The sequence below is a fragment of the Acinetobacter sp. 1000160 genome (genome assembly GCF_000588715.1).
Lineage (GTDB): Bacteria > Pseudomonadota > Gammaproteobacteria > Pseudomonadales > Moraxellaceae > Acinetobacter > Acinetobacter courvalinii.
This window is the reverse complement of sequence record NZ_JFWP02000004.1, coordinates 324198-341261: the sequence shown is the minus strand read 5'-3', so window position 1 is coordinate 341261 and position 17064 is coordinate 324198. Positions and strand designations below refer to the sequence as shown.

Below are 17064 nucleotides of genomic sequence, written 5' to 3'. Positions count from 1 at the left end.
TCCCCATTACTCAATCCCAAATCCATTACGAATGGCGATGGTCTGCGTTACCACATCTCGTAAATACAGCTGGTTTCGGTCATTCGGTGTTAGCTTTGCACCAACATTCAAGACTTGATAAATCTGATTAGCATCAAAAAACTGATTATTTCCAACGGTATCTGTAGAACGAGCTAAAAGACCAATTTGAATAGAAACAATTTGTGGTTTTTTCCCTGTTAGAGCTCGGTAGTCTTCAATATTCATATAACTAAAACAGTCTAGACGGGTATCTGCAGCTATATTGACGATACTGCCACTCGCATCTGTTTGAGTTACAGCATTACAAGCAGCATTCGCACCATCATAAGCAACCCCTAGACGAACACTAAAATGATCAACCCGAGGAATTAATATTTCCCCTTTACCTGTTAGATCTAAAGTGGTATTGGTTTTAGCTGATTCCGCTGTATAACGTGCTGCTTTACAAGCCAATGCAAGGGGTTTATTCGGATCGTTATTATTGATATCTTCTCTTAAAAAATAGCGCTCTACCACATAGTCACTTACCGTTAGGCCAGTACCCTCACAATCAAATTGATTAGGTGTATTGACTTTATATTGAATGACAAGCTGATCACTTTTAACATCTACCAGATTGGATGCGCCGATCCCTCCACGGGTTAAAAGATCATTACTAATCGTAAAATTAGGCAAATTGGCTGATATATTGTTGGGTGTAAAAACCACGCCTCCGTACAACACCATATCGTCAATAAAAGGTTGTGAAGCATTCAAGTTTGCAATGCGTAAGTGATTAATCACCTCACCCAATCCAAATAACGTTGTATTCTGCAAGTTCATCATGCCTTGCTGAGTTGTTGCACTACGCTGACTTGTCAAAAATAACTGAATTGCAATCGCACTAATCAAGAGTCCTAATGCCAGTGAAATCATTAATTCAATTAAAGTAAAACCCCGATGCTTAGCCATATGATTATTCATTTTAAAAGGCCTCCATCACCAAGCATTTTGCGTCGACAATATAGGTGCCTGTGGTTGTATTCACACACTGACTTACGTTCGTTGCTGTAATTGTTGTCGGAGCCCATGCAACATAGACACAATTCATTGAACTGGCCACACAATTCGCCATCACAATCACCTGACCATGATCGCTTGCTTTTCTTAATATTTCGGTTGCATCATGCTCAGCCATTGCTGACGGATTACACTTGGGTAAATCTATTTTCATTGTAGCAGGGGTCGCATTGCGAGGCGTTGCCCCATTACATACAAGTTTGTTCTCATCAATGTTTTGCGCATTAATGGTCGTTTGATATCTTGCAAGAGCAGTCCGGTTCACACGAATTCTTTCAACAAGATCTCTGGCTGTATTCATGGCAACTGTTTGTGCTGTGGCTTCTTGGGCCGCATCTAATGCTCTTAACTGTAAGGCTGAAAACCCCAAAACACCTAAGGCTAAAATCACTAAAGCGACCAATACCTCAACCAGTCCTACGCCCTTCTCAATCTTTCTTTTTAACATCAACACGTCCCCGAGCTAATCCCATCGACAGTACCAATTTTCGAGACAAAAATTGTCCGGCTCTCACCCAGCTCTGCATTACACAGGGTAAATTCCAGAGGAACAATTTCAGGAATTTTACGAGGATTATTCGTCGGATCATTATCACATTCGTTTGGACTAGGTGTCGCACTACAAACCGGATTATCAACAAGCTTGGTACGTTGTTGTGCTATACCCAAACCTGAAAATACGACATCCACCTTATCACTCGTCAATTCAATGTCATCACGAAGTGAAATCCAATGTAATTCATTCGCAGTATTTGCAGGACAAACCATTTTCGTTTCACCAGTTATCGAGTCTGCCTCCGTCGGGCAAGTCAATTTCAAGGTAATCTTTTTACGTAGTGAAATGGCCTGTCCTCTTGTTTCCCCAAAAACTAGAGCAAAATCTTTAGCGGTTGTATCTAATTGCTTTCTTGCAATGAGATTGCCAAATGAAGGCACCGCCATCATCGCAATCACAGCCAGTACCGCAATCGTCACCATCAATTCAATTAAGGTGAATCCCCGAGTTTTCCCCATTTCCCCAGCACCCAATTTTTAAAAATTCACTACTCTATCTTAAATTTTATTTTTACAGAACCAATACAAAGCAGATAAGCAGCAAAAAAAACGGATGGAGTGTCATCCATCCGTTTCCAGTTCACATTTTTCTAATAAAATTAGGCTTGTATCACCTGTATACGCAACTCTTTTGGTAGACTAAAAGTGATATTTTCCTCACGTCCCTGTAACTCTTTGGGTGGTGTTGCACCCCAATCTTGTAAACGCTGGATCACCTGTTTAATTAAAATTTCAGGTGCAGATGCACCTGCCGTCACCCCAATTTTACTATCCGCTTTGAACCAGTCTTTTTGCAACTGATCGGCATTATCGACCAGATAAGCGGATTTACCCATGCGCTCGGCCAGTTCGCGTAAACGGTTTGAATTGGATGAGTTTGGTGAACCCACCACTAATACCACATCACACTGCTCCGCCAGATCACGTACGGCATCCTGACGATTCTGTGTGGCATAGCAAATATCGTCTTTACGCGGACCTTGGATTTGTGGAAATTTCGCCCGTAACGCATCAATCACTTTCGCCGTATCATCAATTGAAAGCGTAGTCTGGGTAACAAAAGCCACTTTATCAGGATGATTGACCGTTAAGGCTTCCACATCTTCTTCATCTTCAACCAGATAAATAGCGCCGCCTTTGGTTTTATCATACTGACCCATGGTACCTTCAACTTCTGGATGACCTTCATGTCCAATTAGAATGGCTTCGGTCCCTTCACGGGCATATTTAGTTACTTCGATATGTACTTTGGTGACTAAGGGGCAGGTCGCATCAAATACTTTTAGACCACGGCGTTCTGCTTCTTGCTGTACTGCTTTGGATACGCCATGCGCACTAAAAATCACAATGGAATCGTCAGGAACCTGATCCAGCTCATCCACAAACACGGCTCCACGCTGACGCAGGTCATCAACGACAAATTTGTTGTGTACCACTTCATGACGGACATAAATTGGCGGATTAAAACATTCCAGTGCCCGATTGACGATTGCTATAGCACGGTCAACACCAGCACAAAAGCCTCGTGGATTGGCCAACACGATTTCCATAACAACCTCTCTGATCAACTGAATTTTTACGCCAAACTATTTCGTTTAATGGCACGCTACACTACAATAGCCAAGATATTTTATCATATTCAGGAAAAATATCATGTCGGGTCTCTTGTTTGTCGTTTCTGCAGCCTCAGGAACGGGCAAAACATCTTTGGTCAAAGCCCTACTCGATCGAGTCAGCAACCTGCACGTTTCTGTCTCACATACTACACGCGGTCAACGTCCTGGTGAGCTCGATGGCGTTCACTATCATTTTACCAGTAAAGAAAGCTTTTTAGCACAAGTCGATGAAGGTGGTTTCATCGAATATGCCGAAGTGTTTGGAAACTATTACGGCACGTCACAAGCCAAAGTGAAAGAGCAGCTTGAACAAGGTCATGATGTTTTACTCGAAATTGACTGGCAAGGTGCTGAACAGGTTCGTCGACTTTTTCCTGAATCAAAACAGATCTTTATTCTCCCACCAACCCAGTATGACTTAAGACAGCGCCTGTCAAATCGTGGTACCGACTCTGTCGACGTGATCGAACACCGCTTGAGTTGTGCCGTAGAGGATATGCGTCATTTTGCCAGTTTTGACTATGTCATTATCAATGATGATTTCAACAAGGCCGTGCATGACCTGGAAGCGATTATTACCGCAAACCGTTTGGTGACCTTGCAGCAAAGCAATCGCCATCAGCAATTAATCCAAAACTTGATTACCCTTAATCGCGAATAACTTGAGTCTTGTATAAAAGCCTTTTATACTACTCAGTCTTTCAAATGTGATGTTCAGACGAGACAACTTATGGCACGTGTAACCGTTGAAGATTGTTTAGACCATGTAGATAACCGCTTCGAGTTGGTACTGGTAGCGAGTAAACGTGCACGTCAATTGGCACGTCAAGGCATGGAACCAACTGTAGAGTGGGATAATGACAAACCAACAGTGGTTGCATTACGCGAGATCGCAGTCGGTCATGTGACTAAAGAAATTTTAAAACAACGCGATCAAGACTATCAAACATCAAACCTTGATATGGTGTTGTCTACAAATTCATTAAACTTAGAAGGTTTCACTTTCTAAATCGAATTTGCTCTGCTGAAAAGCCCATTGTGAAGACACTGGGCTTTTTTGTTTGTTGTAAAATTCAGCGTTATATTGGTAAAAACAATATACTTCATTGAAAAAATTTACGAGTTTTTATAATGAACAAATTGACAAGCTTTGCAATTTGCTTTTCATTAGAAGATAAGCTTATTCATTACTGAATTCATGTTAAAAAGGTGTTATATGCCAGGCGAAGAAGTCAGCCAAGCCAAGCAACAGCTCAAAGTCATCATTGAAGCCTATCTCAAGGATAGTGACGTTCAACGTGTGCTTGCTGCCTGCGATTTTGCTGATTTAGCCCATAGCGGTATTACCCGTAAAAGCGGTGAACCCTATGTATTACACCCGATTGCGGTCAGTTGCATTCTTGCGCATATGCGTCTGGATGCCGATACCCTGATGGCCGCTTTACTGCATGACGTGATTGAAGACACTGACTTTACCAAAGACGAAATCGGACAGAAATATGGTCTGGTGGTAGCAGAACTGGTGGATGGCGTGACCAAACTCAGCCATTCCAGCGATAAAGAATATAATAAAGCTGCATCATTCCGAAAAATTTTACAGGCGACTCTACAAGACCCGCGTGTCATTATTATTAAACTGGCAGACCGTTATCATAATATGACTACCTTGGGCGCACTGCGTCCCGATAAGCGTGCCCGTATTGCGCAGGAAACCTTTGATATTTTTGTACCGATGGCACGTCTGGTCGGTATGAATGAAATGGCAGATAACCTTGAACATCTCTGCTATCAAAATCTTGATCTGGATATGTTCAATGATGTGCAAACCGCCTTATTGGAAACCAAACCAAAACGTTGCGAATATCAGGCCATCTGGGAACAGAAACTGACTGATCTATTAAAAAATCATGACTTAAAAGGTCGTATTAAAAAGAAAAATAACAATATCGAATTACTGCGTCACTTTGTTAAAAATGAAATCGACCTGAATGAACTCAGCCATAGCCATGCCTTTGAAATCATTTTACAAAGCATCGCTGACTGTGACCGTCTGGTAGACGCGCTCAAAGATAATTTTCAGGTTTTACAATATAGCGACCATATTCGCCGCCCTCTTCCAGGGGGTAACCAGTCCTTAATGATCAAGCTCAAAGGTGAGAAAACCACGCTTTCTCTAACCATTCAAACCGAGCTGATGCGTAAAGCTGCGCGTTTTGGAGTGGTGCTGGGTGAAAATGCGCCACAGGCCTGCCGTTCTGCGATCCAAGCATCGATGCAGAATCTGAATACCTTGATCGATAGTGGTTGTGCCAAAACCACATTTAGCGACTTGCTGGACTATTTGCATCAGGAAAAAATCTGGGTCTATACCCCACACGGGCAATTACACGAATTACCGCAAGGCGCAACGGTGGTTGATTTTGCCTATTCAGCCAGCCTATTTTTAGGTAACCATGCGGTGGGTGCCAAAGTCGATGGCGAAATCCGTCCTTTATCGACCCCTTTGCATAGCGGACAGGTGGTCGAGATCATTACCGATGTACTTGCCACACCCAATCCGGACTGGCTCAGCTTTATCAATACCCAGAAAGCCCGTCGCGCCTTACAGAACATGTTGCGTGAACAAGATATTGATGAGCAACGTCTGGTCGGTCAACAAGCCTTGAACCGGGCCTTAAAACTGTTCCAGCGTTCGATCAATGACCTGTCGCAAACCGACTGGATTAACGTACTTGAATGGCGTCACTTAAGTAGCAAAGATACCCTGTTTGAACAGATCGCAGTCGGTGATTTGCTACCACAACTGGTGGCCAATCATTTATTCTCGCAAGACTATTCACAGCATCAGGAAACGTCCGACCGCTTGATCGCGGGGACTGAAGGTGTCGATGTCAAATATGCGCATTGCTGCAATCCGGTTCTAGGCGATCCGATTCAGGGACACTTATCACGGCGCGGTTTAATCGTGCATCGCTCGCGCTGTCGCAACTTATTGCATGAACAGCATCTGCATCCAGAAAATATTATGCCGCTCAACTGGCAATCTGAAGAAATTGATGATGTCCGCTTCAGTGCCTATCTATGCATTCATATGGAAATGAATGATGAACAAATCTCTGACCTGATCTATCAATGCCGTAAGGCCAAAACAGGCGTTGAAATGGTCCATTCCCAAGACCAGAAAACTTACGTCAACATCGTCGTCAGTAACCGTAACCAGATTGCCCAGATCATTCGTGACTTACGCATGCACTTTGGTTTCCCGCGTATTGAACGCCTGAATATGCCAATTGTACAGCCCGAAGTTGCCAAAGCCGAAACAGTGCATTAACACCTAAGCTGTGCCGTAATCGACATTGCACAGATTCGAATCCAGTAAAAACTCAAGAATAGATTCAAACAACAGCGACTAAACAGTATTCAGCGCTTTCGTGTCTGCACTTTTGTGTTAAAGTCGCATTGTTTAAGAGAAAACATAGGACTTAGGAGAGCTTAATGTCACGTCAAGTTATTCATACTGAACACGCCCCTGCTGCTATCGGAACATATTCTCAGGCAATTCTTGTTGGCAACACGCTCTATCTCTCAGGCCAGATTGGTTTAGATCCGTACAGTATGGAACTTGTAGAAGGCATTGAAGCGCAAATCCGCCGTGTATTCGACAATCTGAAAGCAGTATGTACTGCTGCTGGCGGTAGCTTGGCAGATATTGCCAAACTAAATATTTTCCTGACCGATCTTTCACACTTTCAACTGGTCAACCAGATCATGGGCGAATATTTTGCTCAACCTTATCCAGCGCGTGCAGCACTGGGTGTCGCAAGTCTACCTAAAGGTGCGCTGGTCGAAATGGATGGCATTGTGATCATTGCATAAGATATTTTTAACTTATAATTATCAATAAGATAAAAAACACTCAAAATACCGCCGATAAAGCGGTATTTTTTTATTCAAATTCCCAATAAAGTTATGAACTGCATTAGAATGAAATTCATTGACAAACGATAACAATTATCAATAATATCAATTATCGCATTTATATTTGTGGATCACTCCCATGTATGTCTGTTTATGTCGTGGAATTACAGATCAGGATATCAAAGACGCTGTTGCAAACGGCGCTGAAAGCTATCGTGAAATCCGTGACCTACTCGACCTAGGCACCTGTTGTGGTCGTTGTGCACCTGAAGCACGCGCAATTATTAGTGATGAGCTTGCTGAAATTGCAGCACGTATCTCGATTGCAGCCTGATTTAATTTAAAAACGACGCATTCATGTAAGTATCTTTTACGACTCCACCGCTTCTTGCAGAATCTCAAAGGTTCCTCATCCAGCGGTTTTTTTATGAAAATCACATCCCTATAATCATCTTTGGTTGTTTCAAATACTCCTCTTATGATTGTGATTTTCATTTGCCGTTCTATAAATTACTCGCCAGAACATTATTTGTTGATTAATATAAGATAAATTGCCTTAGCTACTAGGGCATCAACACTTGGTGTTTTTGGAGTAAACGCAATGAAAGGCAATCGCGAAGTTATCAACCAACTGAATCAGGTGCTTTACCACCATTTAACTGCCATCAACCAGTATTTCTTGCACTCACGTATGTTTAATGACTGGGGAATTGAACAGTTAGGTTCAGCTGAATATAAAGAATCGATCCGTCAGATGAAACACGCCGATAAAGTCATTGAGCGTATTTTATTTCTGGAAGGCTTACCGAATTTACAACATTTGGGCAAACTCTATATCGGCCAACATACCGAAGAAGTGCTGAACTGTGATATTCGTAAAGTGAAAGAAAATATTGAAGCGATCAAGCAAGCGGTTGAGCTTGCCGAAGCTCAACAAGATTATGTGACCCGTGATCTGGTCCAAGAAATTCTAGAGAAAGAAGAAGAATATTGGGACTGGCTCGATACCCAACTTGATCTGGTTGAAAATGTGGGTATTGAAAACTATATTCAAAGCCAGATTTAAACCTGCAACAAATAAAAAAACCAAAGCTTTGCTTTGGTTTTTTTATTGTAAACAGTCTAGTTTAAGACTGTTTTACCTGTATCTTATTATTTAATTCAATAATCTCTGCCAGACTCAGCTTTTGCTTATACAGCTGCCTCAAAACCACCAACTGTTGCTCTGCTTCCTCCAACTTGTGATTGTAGGCCAGTAACTGCGCATACTTCTTCAGGTTATAAGGGGTGGCTTTATTCTTGACCATTTCTCCCAACAGGCTTAGCTCAGACTCAGACATTTTTGTCTGGGGTTTTAAAGCAATCCAGTCAAGACGTTGCTGAAACTGGGTCAGTACTATAATTTTAGAACTACCCAGAATTTCTGCTGTAGGCGCTTGGTTTTTAAAGACCTGACGGCTATTTTCCTGATAAAGCTTATAATCACGCCAGATCAGCAATACCACGATCAGTGCAAGCACTCCAATACAGCGAATGACATTTTTATTAATCGTCACACCTTTTAATTTTGGTGTTTGGGCCTGAATCAATCCCAGCAAGAAGCCCATAGGTAGCAAGAAATATGCATAGCGTTGTGGAAATTCCAGCATAGCATGAATTAGGATGGCACAGACCATCAAGATCTCAATAATCGAGCTGGTCTCCTTGGCATTCTTATTCAGCCAGAACAACCATAAGGAGATATAACCAATAATCAACAGCCCGAGTGGCACACCATTCCAGACCAGCAGATCCAGCAGTACATTATGTGCGCTGTTAAACCAGACCTGTACGGTATTGAACTGAATACTCTCGAACACCGCAATACTGGTTTGACTCCAGCCATAACCAAACCATGGCTTCTCGGCAATGGCATGTAAGATCTGCATCCACATACCTAGGCGCTCATGCCCCGACCCTGCACGTTGCGCAATCGAAGCGGTCTGGGTCACACCGGTATCAATGCCTGAGCTTAAGAGCTGGCTCAGCACAGGGAGTAAGTAACCTGCAATGATCAAGTACAGCCCGACCCAGAGCAGTAGTCTTGGGAAATTAAATCGCGGTGAATTTTTGTATTGTTTATAAATCCAGTAAAAGAACAGGAATATACACACCACCCAGGAAGTTCTGGATTGAGTCAGCGTGATGGCAAAGAGCGTGACCAAGCTTGCTGGGATTAATAACCACAAGGTCAGCCTTCTTTTTTCATATAAAAATAAGCCGCCCATCAGGCCCATAATCAAAAAGGTGGCCAGATTATTCGGTTGTCCGAAATTGGCATAAGGTCGGTTACTCTTGAGCTTTATAATTCCATCAATATAGGCTTCGAGATTTAACCACTGCACGATGGCCATGATCGCACTGATGAACGAAATACTCAGCAATAGATAGCTTACGCCCAGCATGATCCGTTCCCGTTGCTCTGCTTGTAGGCTTAAGTTGTAGCCCGCAACAAGCATTAACCAGAACACAAACAGGTAACCGAAGCTCAGGAATGCGGTACTAAAATCCGTAATTAAACCAAAAGCCCACTGGCATAGTGGAATAAACGCAATGCCCAACATCAAAATTTGAGGACGCGGGATTTTTACATTTTTATTGAACAGCAGGGCCAGTAACGCCACGCCACCACCAAAGCTTGCCAGTTCACTGGAAAAGGTCACCCAGGGATAGGTATGGACTGGAGATAGCCAGGCAAAACTAAACAAGATGCTGGCAAGTAAAAAGCATAAAAATTGCATAAGGCATCTGATAAAAAATTCTTGGCGCTATCATACAACAAAGTACTTAAAGTGATTGAAGATGTCAGATCAACTATTGTTAATTGTTTATAAATATTTTCTAAAATAGCTGGTTGGTGGAGGATCTAGCAATAGAACTCAATCATGAAACAGAAAAATCCAATTAAAGACAGTAGATACTTTAGGAAAAATTCTAACTTAAAAGAATGTAAATCATTCAAAAATTTCAATGTGTTCACTGTAGTAGATTATATTACTTATTCATCACCAATAATCTAAAAAGCATAGCTTCTGATCAAATTCATACTTTATCTAATGAGTACTCTACCATTTTTACTAAGAATAAAATCCCTCATCTCATTTATACTTCCTAAGTGCATGATTTATATACCTCTACACACGGAAGGTAAATACATTTGACTAATTTCTGATGATGCACATTCCCAACGTGCAGAACCATTACCCGCATAGTTCATCATCGCAAAAATAAGTTTTTTCCCAGCTACACCAGCATTCATACCTGTCGTATTAAATGTAAATTCAAAGGCACATATTGCTCCAGTATAGGTTGTATTTATTCCAACTTTATCCACATATTTCGCATTTACTGTTCCAGATGAGTCTAAGCCAAAATCAATTGGCGAGCTTGGACATGTACCACTTTCCCCATATTTTGCGATTAATTCAGCCTTAATTGCACCAGCCATATTCAACGCCTCTGCAACTTGTGCCCGCGTGGTATAGTTCTGATACGCTGGAATAGCGATACTCGCTAAAATACTAATAATAGCCACAACAATCATAAGTTCAATGAGTGTAAATCCTTTAGCACTGATCATTGCTTTGCTCCCCAAAATACAATTATGGAAACTTAGAATCAAAAATCATGCCAAAAAAAATAAACCAAACAATTTCAATAACATAAGACAAAATCAAGCAATAAATACATGACATATTTTGTCACAAGATGCTTTTATCAAGTCATAATTTAGCTTAAAATAATAAAATTCAATCAAAAAAAATTTTTTAGAAAAACTTATTATAAAAAATCTAAATTTAACTAGCATAAGTAAGTATAATCAATCATAAAATAGGGAAATATTTAAAATTTTCTGGATACATTAATACCAGATCCTGATATATTTCTAGCCCTTGTACGAAAGAAGTTATTAAAGAGAATAAAAAGTGGGAAAACATCATATTTTTATAGTTGGAACCAGAGCACAACTCATAAAAGTTGCACCAACTCTTAAATTTTTTGAAGATAACCAACTACCTACAAAATTCATTCTGACTGGACAACACAGAGATACTATGGGGGATCTTATCCAAGAATTTGGTATCAATACTCCTCAGACACAACTAGTTAAAAATAAAGAACATTCTTCAATTATAAACTTACTGTTATGGATGCCTATAATTTTCTTTATTTTAATAAATACATTAAAAAAAGAGAGAAAATCTTATATTTTTGTGCATGGCGATACACTTACAACTCTATTTAGTACTATAACAGCAAAGCTCACGGGACATACGGTTGTACATCTAGAAAGTGGTTTAACTTCAAATAAGCTTTTCAATCCATTTCCAGAAGAAATTATTAGACGTATTGTCTTTAGATATACAGATATTGCATGTTGTCCAAGCTTACAAGATACTCAAAATATGAAAAAATATAAAAAAGTTCATATACTCAACACCAATGGAAATACAATTTTAGATAGTATTCAATGTTTAAGGATTGGGGAGCATATTACAAAGAAGCCTAGCACTATTTTAGTATCCTTACATAGATTTCAAAATATTTATAATAAAGAGAAACTTGCAGAAATTACAAAAATGTTAATTCGTTTAAGTACTCAGAATAGAATATTTTTCGTATTACATCCAGCCACTGAAAAAAAGCTAAAATCTCACAATTTACTTACTCAGTTACAAGTACAAGAAAATATAGAATTATTACCTAGAATGACTTATCAAAACTTCTTGAATCTCGCACTTTCAAGTGCTCTTGTTATTACCGATGGTGGTTCCAATCAAGAAGAGCTTTCATTTTTTGGACATCCAACAATTATTTTAAGAGATGCTACAGAGCGACAGGATGGTATTGGAGAAAGTGCAATTCTAATAAATGATACTCACGAAATAGTGAACTATATTCAATCAAAAGGTTATCTATCCCTACAAAGGGATAAAGGTAAGTTAGGAAAGTCCCCAAGTGCTCTGATTGGCAATTACTTTAAGGAACTTAATAAGATCAATTAAGCTAAATTTGTCTCATCAAGGAATTAAAAATTTTTAAATTTTTTTTCCAATTAGGGATATCTACATTTACTTTTGTTAAATAAGTGAGTTGTTCATTTATTTTAAATGCTAATGATTCAAAATCATTAGCATCATATAGTAAATTTTGTTCTAGCATATTTTTCATGTCTCCAATATTTGTCGATATAATTGTCAAATTTGTTGCTAACATTTCATATGCTTTTTGGGGAAAACAATATCGACCAAAGTCATCATCAGGGATACATAATATCCCAATGTCTAAAGCTTGAAATAGGTAATTAACATCTGAATGAGGAAGCAGACCAAGATAAATCACTCTATTATCATCTGGTAACCGAGTGCTTTCCTCTACAGGGCCAGCAAGTACAAGATATACATCTGAGCTTTGTTGACGAATGACTTCCCAAGCATTAAATAAGTCATTAATTCCTTTAGCTTTTGTTAGACTTCCAGCAGTACCAATTAATTTCGCCTGAATAGGTAATTGCAGTTTTTGCCGTGCCTCAACCTTATTTCCTTGAAAGAATATTTTTTTATCTATCACACTGGGCATTGTCAAAACAAATGGTACATCAGGATGATCTTGTTTTAGTTTTCCTGCCAAGCTATGACTAGTCGTACTAATTAATTGTGCAGAATCTAATGCATGATGATATAAAATTTTAATAAACGGAATTTTGGCTTGATCATAGGATTCAAAATTATCATATAAGTCTGCTACAAATGGTTTATTCAACTTTTTTGCACACCATGCGCCTAAAACAATATGAGGGATATCGGATGCCGAAATAACGATATCCGGTTGAAATTTTTCTAGTTTTTTTAAAATATAAATAGGATAACTTAATATTTTTATTTTCTGATAGGCCAAATAACCTTTAGATGACCAAACCAGATGCTTATTTTCATCAGATTCATTCCAAACACCATCGGTATGGGATTGATAGCTCAGACAAAAACATTCAACCTGATGTCCCAATAAAGCCAGTTGATTCGGTATCTCATATAAACGAGCATATTTGTCCAGAATGACATCTTTAGACATGTATTGTCGTTTACATAAGAATGCGATTTTCAATTATTTTTTCTCCAGAATTTTATCCACTGCATTTAAGGCAGCACCTACAACTTGATCCATATTGTAATAACGATATTCAGCTAAACGTCCTACAAAAGTGATATTTTCCTCTAAATTTGCAAGTTCCTGATATTTTTTAAATAATGTCTCATTTTCAATACGAGGAATTGGATAATACGGATCGCCATCAGCTATCGGGTATTCTCTAACAATTGAAGTTGCAGAATGATTTTGTCCCGTTAAATGCTTAAATTCAGTAATACGGGTAAAATCAAAATCATTTGGATAATTCACCGTACCTACACTTTGACTCCACTCGACTTTATCTAAATGCTCATGCTCAAAGCGCAATGATCGATATGGTAACTTCCCAAATTTAAAATCATAAAATGCATCAATTGGTCCTGTATATACGATATGATCAAACTCATATTGTATTAATACATCTTTGAACTCAGTTGCAAGCTTCACTTGAATATTAGAATGATCCAACATGTTCTCAAACATCTTCGTGTAACCATATAATGGCATCGCTTGATAGGTATCGGTAAAGTAACGATCATCAGTATTCGTACGTGTTGGAATACGAGCCGCAACCCCAGCTTTTAATTGTGATGGCTCTAACCCCCACTGCTTCTTTGTATAATTTAAAAAGAATTTTTCATACAAATCTCGCCCTACAGAATTGAGAACTACATCTTCACTCGTTTGTATGGGATCTCGAACTTCTCGTACCTTTTCAAAATATTCAGTGGCTTGCGCTTCGGAGAGTTCTAAGTTATAGAGCTGATTTAAAGTATCTCGATTTATAGGAAATGGATACTCCTGTCCATTAACCACGCCGCGAACCCGATGCTCATAATTTCTCCACTCAGTAAATTTTGAGAGATAATTAAAAATTCGTTCGCTATTGGTATGGAATATATGTGGACCATATTGGTGTATTAAAATCCCATATTCGTCTTTCACATCATATGCATTCCCTGCGATATGATCTCGACGGTCAACAACAAGTATTTGATACCCAGCTTCTGCAAGTTCCCGTGCAACCACTGAACCAGCAAAGCCAGCCCCCACAATTAAAACCTTCATTACGTTCCTTTAATATTTTGAATGACGTCCAAGTTTGCCTTTTATACCATCAATTGTAGCAAGACACCAAAGCTTTAAACCTTTGATATTTAATTTTTTTACAATTAAAAAGTAATATGTATATCGAATCAAATCTAAAGGTAAAAGCCAAGCATTTCCATCTTCTATAAAAGCAACAGCCCTGTTCCTAAACATATAGTAGTTCTTAAAATCCGAATGAGCATCTCGCATCGTCCACAAATTGAATAATACTTTAATTCTTTCATTTTTATCAGAAGGATGGAAAAATTTTGCATCGACTAAAGTTCCAAAGCTTAGTTTATTTTTCTTCATTCTTTTTGTGTATTCAACTTCATCGCCTCGTATAAATAAATCTGAAATTGGCAAACCAATTTTTTCTACAACATTTTTTCTAATTAATAAACCATTAAATAAATTGGCTTCTTGATTAATATATTCAACATGACTTAACTGTTGATAATCTCCTATTATTTGCTGCCCATGATACGTCACAGGAAAAGCAAGCTCATTAGGTTCATTAATATTTAATTGTATTGGAGAAATTGCGTCTAATTTTTTTCTGAATAAAAAATTATAAATTTTATTTAAACATTCAGTTTCTGGATATCCATCATCATCCATTAGCCATAACCAATCATAATCTAACTCTGAAGCATACTTCATCCCTTCATGAAATCCGCCTGCCCCACCTAGATTCGTAGTTAGTTTTAAAATTTCGATTTGTTCAAAATTATGATAATATTCCTTTATAAAACCTACAGTCCCATCAGTAGAAGCATTATCTACGACTAGAATTCTATCTATCTTTAAAGATTGAGAAAGTAAGCTATCAATACATTTTTTTAACAACTGCTTTCTATTAAATGTTACGACAACACAAATGATTCTCATCAGTCTCCAACCCCATTCAAAAAAACATCCATCAGAGTATCTTTTTTATATTGACTTTTTTCAAGCAGAATATTGATATGGTGGCGATCCCCAGCAACCAACTTTATGAGAATAGGAGTTTTTTTAGGCTTTCTAAATAAAGTTAAAGTTTTTACAATATTTGTATAATGAAATGTTTTTATACCAAAAAATAAATAACGCCACGACCCTGTCATATGATAATAAAATGCTGTATCATTACATGACCAAAAAACATAACTCCCACTATAATCCCTCAATACTCTTTGTGCACAAATATAACTAAATAAATAAGGGCGCTCTTCTTTACTTATTTTATGAAAAAATTCAGGATTATTTTTTTCAACATCATGCAAATAACCAATCACACCCATTTCTAAAGCTTTTCTATACTCTTCCAACCAATTAGAAATAAATTTATTTCCTCTATTCGCTATAAGAAACCAGTTTTCCAATACAGGAAAACTTATATCTTTAGTTCTCCTTTCATTAAAAAAAGCAAAAAAATCAGACTTATATAAATCCAACTCTTCTAAAAATAAATCAACCCCCTTGAAACACATGATGCTAGCATCTATCCAAACTCCACCATAACTATTTAAAACATATAGCCTTATATAGTCAGACCTATGTTGAACTTCAGGAAAATTATATTTATCAATATCTAAGACATAGCTGCAAACAGTAGAGTCATTTAACAAAATAACTTCAAAATCCTTATTTAGTTTTAAAATTTTATCAACACACTCACTTACAATCACAGGAAAATTATCATCATGCCAAAACAACCATATTTTTTTAGGTATTAAACATAGAGAATCACCATTTTTTATAATTTTATATGGATTTTCATTTGGCTCTTTAGCCGAAAATCTTATATTAAGGAATCTAATAATAATTAAGCTTAGGACTCTAATCTTATTAATAAAAAAGTAAAAGAAATTATTCAAAATCACTTCCTTTTTTTACTCTTTTATAACCCATAAAAGAAAGTAAAATTAGGTATACATCATTTCTCACTCTATTAAAAACTTTCCAAAAAAAACCTTGCTGAAAAACTCTTTTCCAAAAAATATTTTCATAAAAGTACTCTCTCTCACACTCAATATGACTATTTTTTAAATCAACAGGATGCTTAAATAGATTAAAAAATAAAAAATTTATATTATTATTTGTAAAAATATCATACCAATGATCTGCAACTTTTAAATTATCATCATGGCTCATTAAAATTTTTTTTGCAGCTTTTTTATCGACAATATAACAACAAGTTCTTGATAAAAATTTAGTAGAAAATCTAGGAATACTAAAAATATTATTTCCAATCTCCTTCCCTAATATATATTTATCGAAACTTAAACCTTCCTGCCCGCCACACAACATTAAACTATTTTCCGGTAGTATATTTACTAGATTTTCTAATAAAATAATATCTTGATCACAACCAATCACATCATCTTCTAAAATCAAGCAATAATCTTCATCTGTTATTAAAAAATTTTTCAGCGCTTTAATATGACTAAGTGTACATCCAAGTTCGCTAGGTGTAATCAGTTTTTTATTATTTTTTAAGTATTTTTGAGCATAGAAAAAATATTCTTTTGCAGATAGTTCTTTCCCATTTATAGCCTGTATCCATTGCATTTTTTTGAAATTTATAGGAAAACGTTGTGCTAATTTAAGACGACGTTGAGCATCTTGTGCCAGAGAAATAAAATATATTTTCATC

General features: G+C 37.7%; 18 protein-coding genes. 7 read left to right on the top strand and 11 right to left on the bottom strand.

Annotated features, from left to right (window positions below):
* Nucleotides 1–6: 6 nt before the first annotated feature.
* From J699_RS08230 to ispH, 4 genes are all read right to left on the bottom strand, one after another.
* Complete coding sequence (locus J699_RS08230; RefSeq protein ID WP_032868575.1) at nt 7–984, bottom strand: PilW family protein; 978 nt, start codon at nt 982–984, stop codon at nt 7–9.
* Between the two features lies 1 nt (nt 985).
* Nucleotides 986–1528, bottom strand: coding sequence for a type IV pilus modification protein PilV (gene pilV, locus J699_RS08235; RefSeq protein ID WP_032868574.1), 543 nt, complete (start codon nt 1526–1528; stop codon nt 986–988).
* A complete protein-coding gene (locus J699_RS08240) occupies nt 1528–2094 on the bottom strand; it encodes a pilus assembly FimT family protein (protein WP_005227613.1) in 567 nt (188 codons plus the stop codon). The genes pilV and J699_RS08240 overlap by 1 nt, the downstream gene beginning before the upstream one ends.
* 140 nt (nt 2095–2234) lie before the next feature.
* Nucleotides 2235–3185, bottom strand: coding sequence for a 4-hydroxy-3-methylbut-2-enyl diphosphate reductase (gene ispH, locus J699_RS08245; RefSeq protein WP_005227615.1), 951 nt, complete (start codon nt 3183–3185; stop codon nt 2235–2237).
* Between the two features lie 103 nt (nt 3186–3288).
* Between ispH and gmk the strand changes: the two genes are divergently transcribed.
* The 6 genes from gmk (at nt 3289) to bfr (ending at nt 8235) form a co-directional block, all read left to right on the top strand.
* A complete protein-coding gene (gmk, locus tag J699_RS08250; RefSeq protein WP_005227618.1) occupies nt 3289–3912 on the top strand; it encodes a guanylate kinase in 624 nt (207 codons plus the stop codon).
* A 69-nt stretch (nt 3913–3981) separates the two neighbouring features.
* Entirely contained in the window at nt 3982–4260 is a 279-nt protein-coding gene (gene rpoZ, locus J699_RS08255) for a DNA-directed RNA polymerase subunit omega (protein ID WP_004657467.1), read from the top strand.
* A gap of 207 nt (nt 4261–4467) precedes the next feature.
* Entirely contained in the window at nt 4468–6582 is a 2115-nt protein-coding gene (locus tag J699_RS08260; protein WP_005282720.1) for a RelA/SpoT family protein, read from the top strand.
* A gap of 164 nt (nt 6583–6746) precedes the next feature.
* Nucleotides 6747–7127, top strand: coding sequence for a RidA family protein (locus J699_RS08265; RefSeq protein WP_005227623.1), 381 nt, complete (start codon nt 6747–6749; stop codon nt 7125–7127).
* 181 nt (nt 7128–7308) lie between these two features.
* A complete protein-coding gene (locus J699_RS08270; protein WP_004776027.1) occupies nt 7309–7503 on the top strand; it encodes a bacterioferritin-associated ferredoxin in 195 nt (64 codons plus the stop codon).
* A 267-nt stretch (nt 7504–7770) separates the two neighbouring features.
* A complete protein-coding gene (gene bfr, locus J699_RS08275) occupies nt 7771–8235 on the top strand; it encodes a heteropolymeric bacterioferritin subunit Bfr (RefSeq protein WP_005227625.1) in 465 nt (154 codons plus the stop codon).
* Between the two features lie 61 nt (nt 8236–8296).
* Here bfr and J699_RS08280 read toward each other — a convergent pair whose 3' ends face one another.
* Both J699_RS08280 and J699_RS08285 read right to left on the bottom strand, forming a co-directional pair.
* Nucleotides 8297–9949, bottom strand: a complete 1653-nt coding sequence (locus tag J699_RS08280) for a PglL family O-oligosaccharyltransferase (protein WP_032868573.1) — start codon at nt 9947–9949, stop codon at nt 8297–8299.
* Nucleotides 9950–10332: 383 nt separating this feature from the next.
* A complete protein-coding gene (locus tag J699_RS08285) occupies nt 10333–10788 on the bottom strand; it encodes a pilin (protein ID WP_032868572.1) in 456 nt (151 codons plus the stop codon).
* Nucleotides 10789–11134: 346 nt separating this feature from the next.
* Between J699_RS08285 and J699_RS08290 the strand changes: the two genes are divergently transcribed.
* Nucleotides 11135–12214, top strand: coding sequence for a UDP-N-acetylglucosamine 2-epimerase (locus J699_RS08290; RefSeq protein WP_050441683.1), 1080 nt, complete (start codon nt 11135–11137; stop codon nt 12212–12214).
* Nucleotide 12215: 1 nt separating this feature from the next.
* On the opposite strand, the gene J699_RS08295 is transcribed toward J699_RS08290, so the two are convergent.
* Genes J699_RS08295 through J699_RS08315 form a run of 5 tightly spaced genes read right to left on the bottom strand, consistent with a single transcriptional unit; the run spans nt 12216 to nt 17063 of the window.
* Complete coding sequence (locus J699_RS08295; protein ID WP_228131924.1) at nt 12216–13280, bottom strand: glycosyltransferase family 4 protein; 1065 nt, start codon at nt 13278–13280, stop codon at nt 12216–12218.
* Nucleotides 13281–13313: 33 nt separating this feature from the next.
* A complete protein-coding gene (gene glf, locus J699_RS08300) occupies nt 13314–14405 on the bottom strand; it encodes a UDP-galactopyranose mutase (protein ID WP_032868570.1) in 1092 nt (363 codons plus the stop codon).
* Nucleotides 14406–14414: 9 nt separating this feature from the next.
* Complete coding sequence (locus tag J699_RS08305) at nt 14415–15317, bottom strand: glycosyltransferase family 2 protein (protein ID WP_032868569.1); 903 nt, start codon at nt 15315–15317, stop codon at nt 14415–14417.
* A complete protein-coding gene (locus J699_RS08310; RefSeq protein WP_032868568.1) occupies nt 15317–16285 on the bottom strand; it encodes a glycosyltransferase family 32 protein in 969 nt (322 codons plus the stop codon). Before J699_RS08310 ends, J699_RS08305 begins: the two co-directional genes overlap by 1 nt.
* Entirely contained in the window at nt 16278–17063 is a 786-nt protein-coding gene (locus J699_RS08315) for a glycosyltransferase family 25 protein (RefSeq protein ID WP_032868566.1), read from the bottom strand. Before J699_RS08315 ends, J699_RS08310 begins: the two co-directional genes overlap by 8 nt.
* Between the last annotated feature and the right edge of the window lies 1 nt (nt 17064).